The 15608-nt window shown below is 43.0% G+C and carries 13 protein-coding genes; 6 read left to right on the plus strand and 7 right to left on the minus strand.

Annotation, left to right across the window (positions count from 1 at the left end; translation table 11 throughout):
• Window positions 1-98 precede the first annotated feature (98 nt).
• Together TJ79_RS14385 and TJ79_RS14390 are read left to right on the plus strand one after the other, a co-directional pair.
• The gene (locus TJ79_RS14385; protein WP_040950986.1) at window positions 99-1451 is read left to right on the plus strand and encodes an MATE family efflux transporter; all 1353 of its coding nucleotides are present in this window, start codon (window positions 99-101) and stop codon (window positions 1449-1451) included.
• A 309-nt stretch (window positions 1452-1760) separates the two neighbouring features.
• The gene (locus tag TJ79_RS14390) at window positions 1761-2774 is read left to right on the plus strand and encodes a permease (RefSeq protein WP_081756915.1); all 1014 of its coding nucleotides are present in this window, start codon (window positions 1761-1763) and stop codon (window positions 2772-2774) included.
• A 56-nt stretch (window positions 2775-2830) separates the two neighbouring features.
• Here TJ79_RS14390 and TJ79_RS14395 read toward each other — a convergent pair whose 3' ends face one another.
• Window positions 2831-3148 (minus strand): hypothetical protein, encoded by a 318-nt coding sequence (locus TJ79_RS14395; protein WP_040950988.1) that lies wholly within the window; start codon window positions 3146-3148, stop codon window positions 2831-2833.
• Between the two features lie 146 nt (window positions 3149-3294).
• On the opposite strand from TJ79_RS14395, the gene TJ79_RS14400 reads away from it, so the two are divergent.
• Window positions 3295-3828 carry a cupin domain-containing protein gene (locus TJ79_RS14400; protein WP_040950989.1) on the plus strand — a complete coding sequence of 178 codons (534 nt, stop codon included), beginning with the start codon at window positions 3295-3297 and terminating at the stop codon, window positions 3826-3828.
• A 471-nt stretch (window positions 3829-4299) separates the two neighbouring features.
• Here the strand turns inward: TJ79_RS14400 and TJ79_RS14405 are convergent, their stop codons facing one another.
• From TJ79_RS14405 to TJ79_RS14420, 4 genes are read right to left on the minus strand one after another with little or no spacing between them, the layout of a single operon-like run.
• Window positions 4300-5070, minus strand: coding sequence for a glycosyltransferase family 2 protein (locus TJ79_RS14405; protein ID WP_040950990.1), 771 nt, complete (start codon window positions 5068-5070; stop codon window positions 4300-4302).
• Between the two features lie 21 nt (window positions 5071-5091).
• A complete protein-coding gene (locus TJ79_RS14410) occupies window positions 5092-5829 on the minus strand; it encodes a GNAT family N-acetyltransferase (protein WP_040950991.1) in 738 nt (245 codons plus the stop codon).
• Window positions 5826-6995, minus strand: coding sequence for a dTDP-4-amino-4,6-dideoxygalactose transaminase (gene rffA / locus TJ79_RS14415; protein WP_052339601.1), 1170 nt, complete (start codon window positions 6993-6995; stop codon window positions 5826-5828). The genes TJ79_RS14410 and rffA overlap by 4 nt, the downstream gene beginning before the upstream one ends.
• A 14-nt stretch (window positions 6996-7009) precedes the next feature.
• Complete coding sequence (locus TJ79_RS14420; RefSeq protein ID WP_040950992.1) at window positions 7010-8551, minus strand: hypothetical protein; 1542 nt, start codon at window positions 8549-8551, stop codon at window positions 7010-7012.
• A gap of 400 nt (window positions 8552-8951) precedes the next feature.
• On the opposite strand from TJ79_RS14420, the gene TJ79_RS14425 reads away from it, so the two are divergent.
• Complete coding sequence (locus TJ79_RS14425) at window positions 8952-10550, plus strand: class I adenylate-forming enzyme family protein (protein ID WP_040950993.1); 1599 nt, start codon at window positions 8952-8954, stop codon at window positions 10548-10550.
• Window positions 10551-10897: 347 nt separating this feature from the next.
• On the opposite strand, the gene TJ79_RS14435 is transcribed toward TJ79_RS14425, so the two are convergent.
• Window positions 10898-11803 carry a LysR family transcriptional regulator gene (locus TJ79_RS14435; RefSeq protein WP_040951082.1) on the minus strand — a complete coding sequence of 302 codons (906 nt, stop codon included), beginning with the start codon at window positions 11801-11803 and terminating at the stop codon, window positions 10898-10900.
• A 152-nt stretch (window positions 11804-11955) separates the two neighbouring features.
• On the opposite strand from TJ79_RS14435, the gene TJ79_RS14440 reads away from it, so the two are divergent.
• Window positions 11956-12789, plus strand: a complete 834-nt coding sequence (locus TJ79_RS14440) for an SDR family NAD(P)-dependent oxidoreductase (protein WP_040950994.1) — start codon at window positions 11956-11958, stop codon at window positions 12787-12789.
• 400 nt (window positions 12790-13189) lie between these two features.
• Here TJ79_RS14440 and TJ79_RS14445 read toward each other — a convergent pair whose 3' ends face one another.
• Window positions 13190-13960: a GNAT family N-acetyltransferase gene (locus tag TJ79_RS14445; RefSeq protein WP_040950995.1), complete on the minus strand. Its 771-nt coding sequence runs from the start codon at window positions 13958-13960 to the stop codon at window positions 13190-13192.
• Window positions 13961-14230: 270 nt separating this feature from the next.
• On the opposite strand from TJ79_RS14445, the gene TJ79_RS14450 reads away from it, so the two are divergent.
• Window positions 14231-15520 carry a serpin family protein gene (locus tag TJ79_RS14450; RefSeq protein WP_052339602.1) on the plus strand — a complete coding sequence of 430 codons (1290 nt, stop codon included), beginning with the start codon at window positions 14231-14233 and terminating at the stop codon, window positions 15518-15520.
• Window positions 15521-15608 lie beyond the last annotated feature (88 nt).

Here is a 15608-nt window from a genome sequence, read left to right on the forward strand (position 1 = left end):
TGTTGTTTACAGGTCCATAGATTCATGATATCATCTAACACTGTAAGGTTCAATCTAGCACCGTTAGATAAAACAAAACAAAGAAAGAAGTGGCCCACATGGATGCAGAAAATCTCCATTTCTTTGAAAAGGCACCGGTCGCAAAAGCCGTAGCTCACTTTGCTATACCGATGATGCTAGGCACGTCAATGAGTGTCATCTACTCCATCTTGAATGCCTATTTCCTTGGTACGCTCCACAATACTGCCATGTTAGCCGCACTCGCGCTAACTTTGCCGTTATTCGCGATCATTATGGCACTAGGCAACTTGATTGGCATGGGTAGCGGTACGTTCATCTCCCGTCTACTAGGAGAAAAAAATTATGATGATGTAAAGCATGTGTCTTCATTCGCCTTTTACAGCAGTTTAGCTCTTGGTCTTATCGTGATGACCGTCGGGCTCCCGTTAATCGATCCAATCGTTCATGGCCTGGGGGCAACGCCTGACTCCTTCGAATTCACGAAGGACTATGTCACGATTATGTTTTTGGGTTCGCCATTCGTCGTTTTATTCTTCACTCTGGAGAATATCGTACGCTCGGAGGGTGCAGTAATCACGTCGATGGTTGGCATGATTCTCAGCGTTGTCGTAAATATTATTCTCGATGCGCTTGTCATCTTCGTTTTCCATTGGGGCGTGATCGGCGTTGCGTCCGCTACGGTCGTTTCTAACCTGGTTGCGAGTGTTTTCTACGCCTTCCATATGGGATATAAGAGCCAATTCTTAACCGTCTCCGTAAAATGGTTCAAAGCTACCAAAGACATTCTGGGCAATGTATTCAAAATCGGAGTTCCCGTCTTTGTCATGAGTATCTTCTTGGGTGCCATGTCTCTCGTTTTAAATCATTTTCTTGTCGAATACGGGGATCAGGCCGTAGCGGCTTACGGAATTTCATCACGTTTATTGCAATTTCCCGAGTTTATTCTGATGGGCTTATGCGAGGGAGTCGTGCCGTTGATTGCCTTCTCTTATACAGCGAACAAATTACGCATGAAGATTACCATTGGATTCACAATCAAAACGATCGCGGCGTTAGCAGTCATGTTCGGCGTTATCGTCTATCTGACTTCCGACCACCTAATTAGTCTTTTTACGAATGACCCACATTTAATTGAATTGGGCAGCTACATTCTGCATGTAACGTTCTTATCCCTGTTCATTTCAGGAATGACTACACTCTTTACCGGAGTCTTCCAGGCAACAGCGCAAGGAACTGCCGCGTTTATTATGTCAATTATTCAAGGAATTACTCTGATTCCTGTGTTGTTTATCGCCAATCAATTGAACGGCTTCCACGGGGTGGTCTGGTCGCTCGTCATTGCGGATGCCGTGGCGTTCCTTGTCGGCGCACTCATGCTGTATGTTCTGAGAAACAAATTGCAGCCGGAATTGGATAGTTTAGTGCAGTAGAAAACATATAACAACCAAGAAGGCAGGAGAAGGGCACTCCCCGACCCTGCCATTTTTAACCGGCCGTAGTGGCGGGGGTGAGAACCTTCATCGCGAACGGGTTCAAACTGGAATCCTTCCCAGACGATCGTCTGCTCCGTTGAGAAGCGGGTAGTCTACCCGGTACACATATCTTCACGAATGCGAAATCAAAGGACCTATTTATGATATAATCCTTGATGGCATTGGATTGATGTGAAGGGGTGGCACAAGTTGCAAACAAGTGGTTTAAATTTACGTCAGGAGTCTCATGCAACACGGGCGATCCTCATGGTGTTCGTGTTTCTGTTACTCGCAGCGGCTGGTTTGATGTATGTCAAATGGTGGCCGTACTACCATAAAGCTTTAACCGTGTCGGACACGCATTCAATTGGCAAGTCGATTCTCGGTGAACCGGTCACGCATGCCGGCAGACCGACATGGAACGGCGCGGTCGATTACGCGGTGTTATATTTCAAATCAGTATGGAAGGCGGCCGTACTCGGCCTTTTGCTCGGTTCACTCTTACAGGTGTTGATTCCTGTACGCTGGCTGCATCGCCTGTTCGGTAAATCGAATTTCGCGAGCGTGCTTTGCGGCGGTATTGTTTCGCTTCCGGGTATGATGTGTACCTGCTGTGCAGCCCCGATCGCCGTGGGATTACGACGCAAAAATGTGTCGGCTGGCTCGGCGCTTGCGTTCTGGATCGGTAACCCGCTGCTTAATCCAGCGACTCTCGTGTTTATGGCGTTCGTGCTGTCCTGGAAGTTCACCGTACTGCGCATCGTATTAGGAATTTTACTGACGTTCGGCGTCGGATATATCGCCAACCGGATGATGAGGGGCCAAGAAACGGAAATGATGCCCGACATGTTGGTATCCGACGCAGCAGCGATGGAATCGACGTCGGCCTCCTTCTGGAGCCGTTGGATGAAAAGCCTCGGCAAGATGCTGCTGCAGGTCGTACCGGCATATTTTATCGCCGTGCTCGTGCTAGGTGCGATGAAAGTTTGGCTGTTCCCATTGTCCGCTGGATCCGGAATAATTATGGTCCTGTTATTTGCGGTGGCCGGAACGCTGTTCGTGATTCCGACGGCGGCGGAAATCCCGATTATCCAGTCGTTCATGGCGATCGGCATCGCTGCCGGTCCCGTATCCGCGCTATTACTGACGCTGCCCGCGATCAGCCTGCCGTCGCTTCTGATGGTGTCGCGTTCATTTCCACGCAAAATTCTGTTGCTCGTGCTCGCGTCCGTTATCGCAACGGGCGTCGTCAGTGCGATCATCGGCTCCCTCTGGATATAAAGAAAATAAGGCCGTCCCTGTTGGGACGGCCCTTTTTGCTCAGAAGACCCTGTCGGTTAGGAAGCGGCCTGCTGGGCGATTGTGCTCATGACTTCCGCCGTCACGTCTTTGCCGCCCTTGAAATTCGTGATCAACGAGCCGATCGTATGAATCGGCCCCCATGGAATACCCCACCATCCTAGCAAGATGCTCATGAGCGTGAACTTCGCCCCTTGCCCACTTTCCGTGGCTCGAATGAAGTAAATGGAGGATGGTCGCTTGAAGGTCATGATCGCAATCGAGATACAATAGTAATAGATGACGAATTTCCCGCCTTGTCGTACCTCGTCCACAACTTCGTTCACGGTCATTCCATCGATTCCGGTGATTTTCATAAGAACCATCCTTATATACAAATTAGTTAAATTATACCACATGATCGAAAGTTTAATAGTAAAAATATGGATTTATTCACGGGGGGGTTATTTTCTCTCTTAGTCAGTGATATTATGAATAAAATCAACAAGAAGGACATGATGACATGCTAACTAATAATCCCGAATACTGGATTTCTAAACTTGGCTTAATCGCTCATCCCGAGGGTGGGTATTATAGAAGGACTTATCAACACGAGGAAAAGATATCCGATCAGGAATTATCCGTTCAATTCGATGGTCAACGTTTGCTTTACACCAGTATCTATTTTCTATTGCGATCACAGGATATATCGCACTTTCATCGATTAAAATCGGATGAACTATGGTACTTTCATGCAGGGAGTCCTTTAACGATCCATGTCATACACGAAGACGGTACGTATGAGGAAGCAAAACTAGGAAGTAATTTAGAAAACAACGAAACTCTGCAATTTTTAGTTCCGAAGAATTCCATTTTCGGCTCTTCGGTCATGGAACAAGGTACATTCTCACTTGTTGGATGCATGGTATCACCCGGATTTGATTTTCAAGATTTTGAACTCTTTACACAAAAAGATTTACTAGCACTATACCCTGAACATTATGAAGTAATACAAAAAATAGCCTATGAACAGATTCCTGTTGAATTAACTGTATAGCAGAACATCCATTACCGGGTGGGTATAATGCCTACCCGGTTCCTTTCCGTTTTACTCCACTTAGTGAAAATCCATTTCGTACTCTAGTTAAGAATGTTGCCGTTATTTATGATACGGTTCTCCGTGTTGTCTGTAAGCTCAATCGGGGTGCGAAGTATCCGCTCATTGTGCGCTCCTGGTGCAATAATTTGAACGAACTGGCGACATTCTTAAGTATCAGGTTTTGTAAATCATGACCGGTTTCGTCGATCGTTTTCTTTCAAGAAAACCTCCAAACCCAAGGGTTTAGAGGTTCAAGTTCAATCTATTCTCATAAGCCCGTACTTACCGCTCGCACCTGATATCAATTCTTTTTTCCAGCCTTCAAAGATTTTCTGGAAAATCCGACTTTTATTTTTATTTGATTTTCTCAACATCCTTTTTTGTTGTTGAAGGTATTCCAAAGTTACTTTTGAGATACCCCCTTTGCACTCAAAAAAATTGACTTAATAAATGCTTAACAATGAGATAAACACCTGAGGCTAGCCCCATTATCACGATAATACTCACTAGCAACAGTGAATACTTCACCATCGGGGACATGTAATAAGGTGCTGCCTTTATCCAGTAATTGAATAGTTTAACTGGATTATAGTTTGATTTTCCATGCTTCCTCTGGTGATGCTCTGTTAAAGTATTTGCCATATTTGCTTTATTTTTTAACAGGAGCCCTTGAATAACAGGTTTTGGCGATTGATCTTGAATAATCATCGTCACAATAGCTCTTCTCATGATTACGAAGTTACTGAATGAAATCCTCTGCTTCGTGCTCATGAACACAAGAAAATGATTCAGACGAGATGCAAGTTGTCTAAAGCAGGATTGGTTATAGCTTATCCTTTGACCCATGACAACATCGTAACCCTCGTTAATCTTAATAATCAGCTTTATAACCTCACTGGGCGGATTTTGCATGTCATCATCCATTAGAACAACAAGATCACCCCTGCAATGTCTAAGCCCTGTCATTATTGCAAGCTGTTGGCCGCTATTCGTCTCGTGATGAATAACAATAACATTCGCATATTGGTCCCCTAGGTTCTCGCATACTTGACGACTATCATCCTTGCTGTCATCGTTAACAAGAATGATCTCTAATGAATATAAATCATTGTATAAGTGAAGAAGTGATGTTACCACGGTCCCAATGCTGTCCTGTGAGTTATACACGGGAATCACTATAGATAAATCAATATGTTCCACTCTTAGTCCCTTTCTCACATGTCACCGTGTCACTTTTCTTAAGATGTAGTTGATCTCTTTCATCTCAAAACCGACAAATTGATAAGCTCTTAATGCTTCAAGGTTGTTCGATGAGACGATTAAAATCATTTTAGTATATCCTGCATCAGCCAACCAGGTGAGGACTTCCTTCGCGAAGCGTATTCCAAAAGCTCTTCTTCTATAATTATTATATAGGCTGGCTAGTACCGCATGGATGGTTTTATCTTTTCCTTTAAGAAAAAAATAGAAGCCGATCTTATTTGACTTTAATGTCGCCTCTACGATTAAGGCATTCCCGCTGAGAAACCCATCCCTGATCCAATTCACATAACGTTTGTGCGCTAAGCTAGCACCTAATATTGGATCAAGCGACACTCTATCGGTAACAAAAAGATTGTCATCAATATTGGACAGCAGTTCTTCTAACCGTTCTATGGTATCTATAGTTTGAAATTGAATGGGCTCCGAATTTGCTTTTGTGAATCGGGATGGTTCTGTTAGCTTCGTTAGATTTATAGTCATTTCCATTTGCGTCTCCATAAATCTAAACCCAGCTTCCTCAAGACCATGTACGAGATCTATTCTCCGCTTAGGCACTTTAGCCACGATATATTCGTAGTTTTCATAATCATCCTCAAGAGCAACCAAACAATCGGTTGAATCTTCTGCATCTATTTCGATTTCCAGTACCTTTTTATTAAAATTCCGCTTTTCCCAATATGCATCTATCTTTTTCACCTCTTACATGACTCCCTTTCTTCCCATTGTGCTCCTTCACCCGCAAAATACTGTTTAATCAATCTCACCGTAGTATGAATATCTTCTTGTTGTAAGCCGAAATACATAGGGAGTCTGATGATTTTCTCACTTTCGCTTGTTGTGTGGATATCCTCTCCATGAAAGAATCCGTACCTTTTCCCCATGTCGGAACTATGCAAGGGAGCGTAGTGCACAGCAGTCATTACCCCATTATGCTTTAAATAAGTCATTAATCCGTTTCGTACGGTTTGATTTTTAACTTTGATATAAAAGATATGTCCGTTATGTTTTGCGTCCTTAGGGATAACTGGCAGCGTCAGTTTGTCGTCAAGCATTAACTCTTCAAATGCATCATAGTAGGTTTGCCAACTTGTTAATCGATCAGTATTAATAGGTTCTGCCAATAACAATTGAGGATACAAATATGCAGCATTCAATTCGCTTAATAAATAAGAAGATCCGATGTCGAGCCAAGTATATTTATCGATTAAACCATGCAAATACTTTGTACGATTAGTTCCTTTTTCCCTGATAATCTCTGCTCTTTCTATAAATCTTTTGTCATTGATAATCAACGCTCCGCCTTCACCACAATGATAATTTTTCGATTCATGAAAACTGAAACACCCTAAATGACCGATCGTGCCCAAATACTTGTCCTGATACTTGCTCATTAATCCATGGGCTGCATCTTCGATAACAACCAGATTATATCGATGAGCAAGTCTCATAATCATATCCATTTCACAGGAGACACCCGCATAGTGTACGGGAACAATCGCCCTCGTTTTATGTGTAATGGCTCTTTCTATTAGCATCTCATTTATATTCATCGTATCTGGTTGAATATCTACGAATACCAGTTTAGCGCCACGAAGGAGAAAGGCATTCGCTGTAGAGACAAACGTAAACGATGGAATAATAATTTCGTCACCTTCAACAATATCGAGTAAGATGGCAGCCATCTCTAGCGCATGTGTGCAAGATGTGGTTAAAAGTGCCCTGCCACAAGCTAATGTATCTTCAAACCAACTACTGCATTGCTCAGTCAAAGGGCCATCTCCTGCCATTTTCCCGTTTTCTATCACTCTACGAATATATAATTCTTCATTCCCTGTAATTAGGGGTTTATTAAAAGGAATCATCCACCGATCTCCGTTCATCTCGTCGACGTATCTACAAAGCGCAGTGCTGTATAATTCGGGGGCATCGATTCTACAGCTATTGCCTTATAATTGTTATTTAAGTATTCCCACAGGATCGGGTGCGTATTTCGAAAACGCAGATCATCTCTTCCATCCAAGGCAATATCTCCGAGAATAACCAAAGCCACGTTATTTTGTTTTAATTCTTGAATCTGTTTGCGTTGCCGATCTTCAGTTTCAGGGAACAGCAAATAAATATCCCACAATGGTGCCTTCAGATTCAATATGGGGTACAACGCAGGTGTATGAGGAGCAATAAAGAGATTTTCCCCCTGGTTGAGGTATAAATTCTTAGTATCTTGCACGGTACGAATAAAGTTAGCGGTAGATGCATCTATCCATAAATCATTACTCGTTAGAGTGAACTTCACAAACGTATTCGGAGGTGCCTGCATGAGTTGGTACAACGGTTGAGCCCTTCCTACGGATAAGAAGGAGACGATCAACATGGCGGCTAAAAAAACGACGGATTTAGCCCTGCTTCGTTTAAAATAGTCCAAAGCCCAAAAACAAGCTCCCAGCAGCAACGGGAAAATTCCTTGAGCTAAGTGACCTAAATCTGCACGCGAAAAAGCAACATGTATATAGGGGATGCCTACAAATACTGAGGCGGCAAGATATAAGTTTGTTTTTTTTGAAATAAAGTTGTGGATCGCCCACCCTGCAGGAAATAGGAGTACGAGAAGAAACAAGCAGCCGACAATGAGCTTGCTGACGATGTCCATAACAGGAAGGTTGGTAAAGTCTACACTCCATGGCCAAGGAATTGGAAGGGGAAGATTGGTATTCCCTAATCGGAACAGCCAGATGATTGTATCAATATAGTTCTTGAAAGATCCGGGGATAAAAATAAACATAAGAAGCCTAGGAGAATACCCAATGAAGATGCCGATTCCCATATAACTAATTTTCTTCAAAAAGTTCGTCCTATCTATGCTGAAGAAGATGTATAAAGAGGCAATAGCAAACGAGGTAAGTACATACAGTCCATGATTACTACCAAAGAAAGCGGCAAGACCTATAATAATTCCACTAAATAAATATCGCACAAGCTTAGGTTTCTCCAACAAGAGAATAACCATATATACCGCAATCATACTGATGCTGATGTCGAACATTTTATGCCTAGGGTATACCCATAGCATTAAGAGAACCCCTATGGCCAATAAGTAGCCCCATGATTTAGTCACACGCCTTATAGCAAGCAAGGCACACGTCAGTCCTATCAGTTGAAATAATAGCACTGCAATTCTAAGCGTAATTATGCTGGTGCTACCGAGTATTTTAAACCAAAAGGCAACCCAATAATATCTGCCAGGATCATAGGATTGAAAATCCATTAATGGAACTTCTCCATTAGATGTTTGAATGGCACCATACCAGAGATAGCCTTCATCCGCTAAGTTAATACCAATATGGCCCTGTATAATAAACGTGATGCCTATTAAGATAAATGACAACCCACAAACATAGATCCAATCTGGATTTTTTTTCATAGCAGCACATCCACTTTGTTAATGTGTACAACATACCGTGATTAATTAATAAATAATGTAATAGCCCTTCCTTGATGAATAGTGCCCGGTGTCATGAAAGGTGTCATGTGACAAATTATCGCTTAACGGTTTACCCTGACGTTCGAAAGTACGGCTCTGAAAATGTGAAACGGGCTCCACATCTTTGGTAGAATGGAGTTTGTATTTACAACACCCAAAGAGGGGAGTACCATTTATGTGAAGTCTATCACACCACTCGCAAAATCAAGACCGTCTCCTTTTGTACGGCGAAGTGAATCTGGCACCTCCATAATCCTTACATCCCAGAATCCCGCTGCCTCAGCTCCTTGCCTTGATCTTATGGGCTTTCGAAAATTAAGTTTAACATTGGGGGATATTGATGACAATTAATTATTTGGAAAGAAACCTTATTCAAAGGGTCTGCATAGGAGATATGCTCACAAGAACTACCCAACGTTTCCCTAATAAAATTGCCCTCGTTGATAGAAATGTCACATTAACATATAAGGAGTTTAATAAAAAAGTAAATCAGGTTGCTCATGCCCTTCTTCAAAGGGGTTATCAAAAGGGTGATGTTGTAGCAGCCATGTGTGAAAACACAATTGAATTCGTCATCACTTATTTTGCATGTGCGAAGTCCGGTTTAGTCGTCATGCCTCTGAATATAAAGCTAGAGCTCGATAACCTTGCATATCAGTTAAACCAATCTGAAACCAAAGTTCTTGTTTTCACACAAAGCTCGAAGGAAAAGGTGCTGAGTTTAATCGATGAAGTTCCTTCCCTACAAGATCTATTCATGACAGAAGTCGAGGAAGAATTCATGTTGAGTGGAATGAACATTCTCCCTTTTTCTCAACTGGAGTCCGGAGATGCTTCAGACATTGATGTTATTATTGAGGATCGAGATACACTCCAATTAATGTACACCTCCGGAACTACTTCAAAACCAAAGGGAGTAGAGACAAGCCACCTTGCAATTTACTTTTCTGCAATGAGCACAGCTTTGCAATATAAATTGGATCATAACGATTCCTCCATTGTTATGTTGCCCTTATTCCATGTAGGGGGATTAACCTGTATTCTTCTGCCAAACATTTTGGTAGGTGGGACAAATGTGTTGATAAGGAAATATAATGCATCAAAAATATTGAGTGCAATGGAAGAATACAGAACGACTTGGACGATGCTTTCTGCCCCGATGTGGCTTGAAATTTCAGACCAACCCGGTCTTTCGGCAAGAGATTTTTCTTCCATGAGATTATGTGTATGCGCTATTGCGACTTTACCGCTTGCAAGACATCAACAGGTCAAAAGTATATTTAATAATGCTACTATTATACTGATATCGGGGCAAACGGAATTCACACCACCGAATACAGCACAGCGTCCCGAACATGCGAGTTCAAAAAGCAGTGCATGGGGGGAGCCTGTTGTAGCCCAAACCGCTAAAGCAATGGATGATGATGGCAATATATTGCCTCATGGAGAGCTTGGAGAATTAGTTTACCGCGGTCCTCAATCGATGACATGCTATTTCAAAGATCCTGAGGCGACTGAAAACGCATTTAAACATGGATGGTTCCATTCTGGCGATAGTGGATTTATTGACGAAGAAAATGTGGTATGGTTTGTTGATCGCAAGAAAGACATCATTAAAACCGGAGGTGAAAATGTAGCTTCAGTTGAAGTTGAATTAGTTGTTAGAAGCCATGCGAAAGTTGCTGAATGTGCTGTTGTTGGATTACCTCATGAACGTTGGAGTGAAGCCATTACTGTATTCGCAAAAATAAAAGAAGGTGAATCCGTTCAGGAAAATGAGCTGATTGATTTTTGTAAAGAACGATTAGCCGGTTTTAAAGTGCCTAAAAAAGTTGTCTTTACGAATGAATTCCCAATGACCGCGAGTGGAAAGATTCAAAAGCATGAACTGAGGAATATGTATAAAGATCTCTATAATATAAAAGAAGTAAATATATAAGTTGAACAAGAATATTCCAGTATCATACAGGTATGTGTAATTCCCAATGCTAAGGAAATCGAGGTATCCGCGATCGTTAGCCGAGTAGCGAGGGTATTATCCGGAGCACGCGGTTGGTTAACTGCTCTTTTGTCATCTTCTAATCATCCGAGCACTCCCTTATATGGAATAAATAAACGCCCTCCAATCGGAGGGCGTTCTTGATAAGTATTGGTGGACCTTAGTGGGATCGAACCGCTGACCTCTTCGCTGCCAACGAAGCGCTCTCCCAGCATGGTCAGTTACAATGACCCAAAATGGTATTGGGAGAGCCTGCCTATCATACAAGAGAATCTCTCGCCCCGTAATTATCCAATTATATTATGGTTAGATCGCCATTCGTTTATGATTCCTAAAAACTGACTGACTTCCTCAGAAAGATGTATAGGATAATGTAGTCCATATGGAATTGTGTATTCCAAATCACTAGGGATAGTCACTAGAGATGGATGGATATCCGCCCATGCCTCCAATGTTAGCAATACTGTGTTACTTTCTTCGCACCTATTGAATACATCAAGATCAAAAAGACGCGGTACATCTTTAATTCGTATTTCAGGATGATTCCTAATTAAATCATAGCGAACCTCATCAATGACTGCACTTTTACCCCCGTTCACCACCGCTATTTTCTCTCCGTACAAATCCTTGATAGACAATATTTTTTTTGAAGCCAGCCGATGATTTCGAGAAAAAGCAAAGCAAATACGATATCTTCCCAATTCAAGCACACGGAAGTAATCCTTCCAAATATCTGTAAGGAATGGCCCCACAAGGATATCGAACCGCTTGCCAATAGTACGGTAAGTGGTTGGGAGTGTGTGGGCATTATCTTCGAAATGGACGATGTTGATTTTGAACTGGGGGTATTGGCCGCTAATTCCATTCCACAAATCAAGCAAAACCTTACAAGGGTTAAGCATAGAGGTCCCCACTCGTATAACAAGCTGATTCGATTGCGTGACCTGACGCATGCGGACTAGGGATTCTTGAAAATACTGCATCATAAATGCCGCATCCTTGCTAAAGGCCGTTCCTGCCTGAGTGAGATTGACACCATGATTGGTTCGAACAAAGAGAGGGACTCCTGTTTGCTTTTCCAACAAATTCATTTGCTTCATCACCGCAGTTGTAGAAATAAACAGTTTTTCGGCTGCCTTAGAAAAGCTTCCGCACTCCGCTACCTGAATAAAAGTCTTCAGTTGTTCATTCATTCGAAAAAACCCCTCTTTTGTATAAACCCCCAGTTTATGCCATGCTAACATATTGGAAATTCCCTATCAAGTGCTCAAGCCTTACCATTAAAGATGAATCAAAGGAGCTAAAGTAAAGCACCACAAAAGAAACCTATAGGAGATGAGCATACATGGATAACAAAGTCTGGTTTATTACGGGAGCCTCTCGCGGTTTTGGGCGCATTTGGGCCGAAGCAGCCCTTTCCCGAGGGGATAAGGTTGCTGCGACTGCCCGCACACCGGAAGACATCGTTGATCTGAAAGAACGTTATGGAAACGCTGTTCTCCCTCTGGCACTGGATGTAACCGATGTCCATCAGGTACAGCAAGTCGTTCAGCAGGCGCATTCGCATTTCGGCAGGTTGGACGTCGTCCTCAACAATGCCGGTTACTCCCTGGTTGGTACAGCTGAGGAAGCTGGCGAGTCTGACGTCCACGCTCTGTTTGACACCAATTACTTTGGTACGCTTCGGGTCATCCAAGCTGTCCTACCTCATCTCAGACAACAAGGCAGTGGACATATCCTCGGCGTCTCAAGTGCAATGGGACTTGTTGCCGCACCGCTTATCGGCTTCTATTGCGCTTCCAAATGGGCAGTTGAAGCACTCCACGATAGCCTAGCACAGGAAGTAAAAGATTTCGGCATTAAGGTAACGTTACTTGAGCCTGGCGCCTTTGCGACCGATTTTGGGAGCCCCGCCTCGATGAAGGCTTCACAAGGATTGGACGCCTATGCCGATCTTCGAAATCGGGTGTTCGGTCATTTATCGACCGCAGAACGCGGTGATCCGGAAGCGACAGCCGAAGCTATTCTCCGAATCGTAGACGCACAGGATCCCCCGTTGCGGTTTGCTGTTGGCGCCGGGGTCTTGCCTTTGGTGCGTGGAGCCTATGCCGATCGTTTAGCTGCTTGGGAGGCGTGGGAAACCATTTCAAATGCAGCACAAGGTAAAGCCAATAAATAATAATCTGACCGGTCCCAAGGAGACTTTTTTCATGAAGGACAGTAACGATCAGTAGACGGTTCGACTGGTTTTACTGCTAGGTTTATTATCAGCACTGGGGCCTTTTACAATGGATATGTATTTACCTGCTCTCCCAGACATTGTAATGGGGTTCCATTCGACGGCTTTGGTCATCCAACTCAGTCTTACATCTTGTTTACTTAGGCTCGGTGCAGGCCAACTCGTGATTTACCTAAACCAGCTGAAAATGTTCCACAAAACTTATCATTATTTATGATGTGTTTCTCTGTGTTGTCTGTAACTGCAAGTTCTAGGGCCATCCTTTTTACGGGATGGCCCTTTCTATTTAAACCCGCACTGTTCAATTATCTTCCCAGTTCGCTTAGTGATATACCTTTGTTTAGATAGAGTACACTTCATATTCTTTTTCCATCTGGTATCCCAATTTCTCAGCTAACGCAACTGACTCTAAATTGGCTGCATCCCAGTTTGGGTAGATACTCCGATCCAAGCACTCAAGAATTAATCTCGATGCACAGGCTAACGCCAAGCCTTTGCGTCTATACAAAGAATGAGTTCCAATCGTAACTTCAATACTTCCTTCATGATAGGTATAAGATGAAGCTCCTGTAACAATTTGATTATCCTTCATGATGACAAATCCAATTCCATGCTTCATAAACTCCCCTAACGAGGAGAAGAAAGAACAACAATCCGCCATAAAGGGATCTTGCAGGACCCTATAATAGATACGCGCATCTATTCTCACGATTTGGAAGTCGGTGTCTATCATTTTTATATTTTCTTTCAGCTTTTCTATTTGGAAAGATTTCGGTTCCTTCGCGAAGGAATAGCGCTTGAACCTCCTAAATGTATCTGAGTAATATTCAGATAGGATAGATACCCAAGAAGATTCATCTGTAACTATGATTTTCCCCTTGCATTCTTCAAGCACACTTCGCAATGTATTGTCTAAATCATTCAAAACTTCGACATTTCCAAGTAAGAATGCGAAATCTCCCGCGACAATTACGGTAAATTCAGGATTCTCTTTCTGGTCAACCCAAGTCCTGCCTAGGTTGCCTTCGATGTTTGCAAGAAGAACAGTTTCACTCCTTCCTCTACACAAATGTCGAATCGTTTCGAGCTCATTTTTCGCTAATTCTATCATCTATCTAACCCGCTCCCTAAGCAAATCAAAAGTAAATACGAACGACTCCAGGAATTTTTTGTACATACATCATATTCGTGATCCTGAACCACGCCCCCTTTTCGAGGAGGCATTTTCCCCTATTTATGATAAGGTTCACCGTATCACTCAAACATCGAATTGCGATCCACTTGCGTAGTGAAACAGTTAGGGCTTTTTTTCCGTCGAATAAAATATAATCCTATTTTTAGGAATGGATTCCCATACCCTTCCGAAGGAGGAAGTTTTAGTTTGGAGAAAACATGGAGAAAATGGACTGTACTTGCAGTATGTCTTGCTTTCGTGATTGCACTAGTTGCCTTTATTCCTCATGGCAGCAGCCCATCGGACGAGGCCTTACCCAATGTGGCTTTTCCGAAAGCATATGCGTTTGATGACGTCAGTTCTAAAAGTACGGTGATCGAGGGTAATCCCGTGGACGAGACCTTTCTTTCCGCATTGAACGGATTTTCCTACAAAACCGCAGCTCAAATTTTCGCCGGTAGCAGTAGTAATGGAAATTACTCGCCACTTTCCCTTTATTACGCATTGGCGCTGGCTGCTACCGGTGCAGGCGGAAAAACGGCAGATGAGATACTTGCGTTATTGGATGTATCCGATCCATCCACTCTTTCCATGCAAAGCGGAAATCTTTATCGCCAGTTGTATACCGACAACCAAATTGGAAAGTTAAAAATCGCCAACTCACTGTGGATGGACAAAGATATCCATTGGAAAAAGGATTTTATACAAAATGCAGCCGAAAATTTCTATGCTTCCTCCTTCAGCATGGATTTCTCCGATAAAAAGACAGGGGAAGTTATGGCAAAATGGGTTGTGGATCATCTAAACGGTACGTTAAAACCTGAGCTTAAGCTGGAGCCGGATCAGATACTCTCCCTCATCAATACCGTTTATTTCTGCGACGAATGGACGGATAGATTCGACAAGGACAAGACGGAGAAAGATAACTTTAAAACATCAGATGGCACTACAATAATATCCGACTTTATGAATGGCAGATATGCTTCCTCTGGCTTTACAAAGGGAGAAGGGTTTAGGCGTTCCAGTCTTGGCTTAAAAAATGCAGGACGTATGGTGTTCATTCTTCCCGATGAGGGAATTTCCCCCCGTGAGCTTTTGTCCACGCCGGAAAAAGTGAAGGCTGTTTTTGAAAGTGGCAAGGAAAGCTATAGTGCAGTTCTATGGAAGATACCGAAATTCAGCTTTGATACTAATCTCAGTCTTGCGGACACGTTAAAAAAGGTAGGCGTAACCTCAGCTTTTGAACATGACGCCGACTTTTCGGGCATTACGGATCATATGGCTTTCATATCGGACGTTCACCAAGAAACGCACATCGGCATTGATGAAAACGGCGTGGAAGCCTCAGCTTTTACTGAACTTGTATATGCAGGTTCGGGGTTCCCGGTAGGCAAAGCGGATATGATATTGAATCGGCCGTTTATTTACGGCATCCTTGCACCCAATGGTACATTGCTGTTTATTGGCATATGCGAGAGTCCTACAGGAAACTCCTAAACTGAATCACAAGCCGAATAGGATTTAGCAGGATTTCAGTTGTAGTAATTCTTCAAGGCCAAGCTCCGAACTGGCTTCCTATCGCCTA

It is taken from the genome of Gorillibacterium massiliense (genome assembly GCF_000455485.1).
Lineage (GTDB): Bacteria > Bacillota > Bacilli > Paenibacillales > NBRC-103111 > Gorillibacterium > Gorillibacterium massiliense.

Excerpts from the sequence above, each read along its gene's own strand:
- TJ79_RS14385 (WP_040950986.1), top strand. The coding sequence starts at position 99 with ATGGATGCAGAAAATCTCCATTTCTTTGAAAAGGCACCGGTCGCAAAA.
- TJ79_RS14420 (WP_040950992.1), bottom strand. The coding sequence starts at position 8,551 with ATGAAAAAAAATCCAGATTGGATCTATGTTTGTGGGTTGTCATTTATC.
- TJ79_RS14395 (WP_040950988.1), bottom strand. The coding sequence starts at position 3,148 with ATGAAAATCACCGGAATCGATGGAATGACCGTGAACGAAGTTGTGGAC.
- TJ79_RS14390 (WP_081756915.1), top strand. The coding sequence starts at position 1,761 with ATGGTGTTCGTGTTTCTGTTACTCGCAGCGGCTGGTTTGATGTATGTC.
- TJ79_RS14425 (WP_040950993.1), top strand. The coding sequence starts at position 8,952 with ATGACAATTAATTATTTGGAAAGAAACCTTATTCAAAGGGTCTGCATA.
- rffA (WP_052339601.1), bottom strand. The coding sequence starts at position 6,995 with ATGATTCCTTTTAATAAACCCCTAATTACAGGGAATGAAGAATTATAT.
- TJ79_RS14445 (WP_040950995.1), bottom strand. The coding sequence starts at position 13,960 with ATGATAGAATTAGCGAAAAATGAGCTCGAAACGATTCGACATTTGTGT.
- TJ79_RS14440 (WP_040950994.1), top strand. The coding sequence starts at position 11,956 with ATGGATAACAAAGTCTGGTTTATTACGGGAGCCTCTCGCGGTTTTGGG.
- TJ79_RS14435 (WP_040951082.1), bottom strand. The coding sequence starts at position 11,803 with ATGAATGAACAACTGAAGACTTTTATTCAGGTAGCGGAGTGCGGAAGC.
- TJ79_RS14400 (WP_040950989.1), top strand. The coding sequence starts at position 3,295 with ATGCTAACTAATAATCCCGAATACTGGATTTCTAAACTTGGCTTAATC.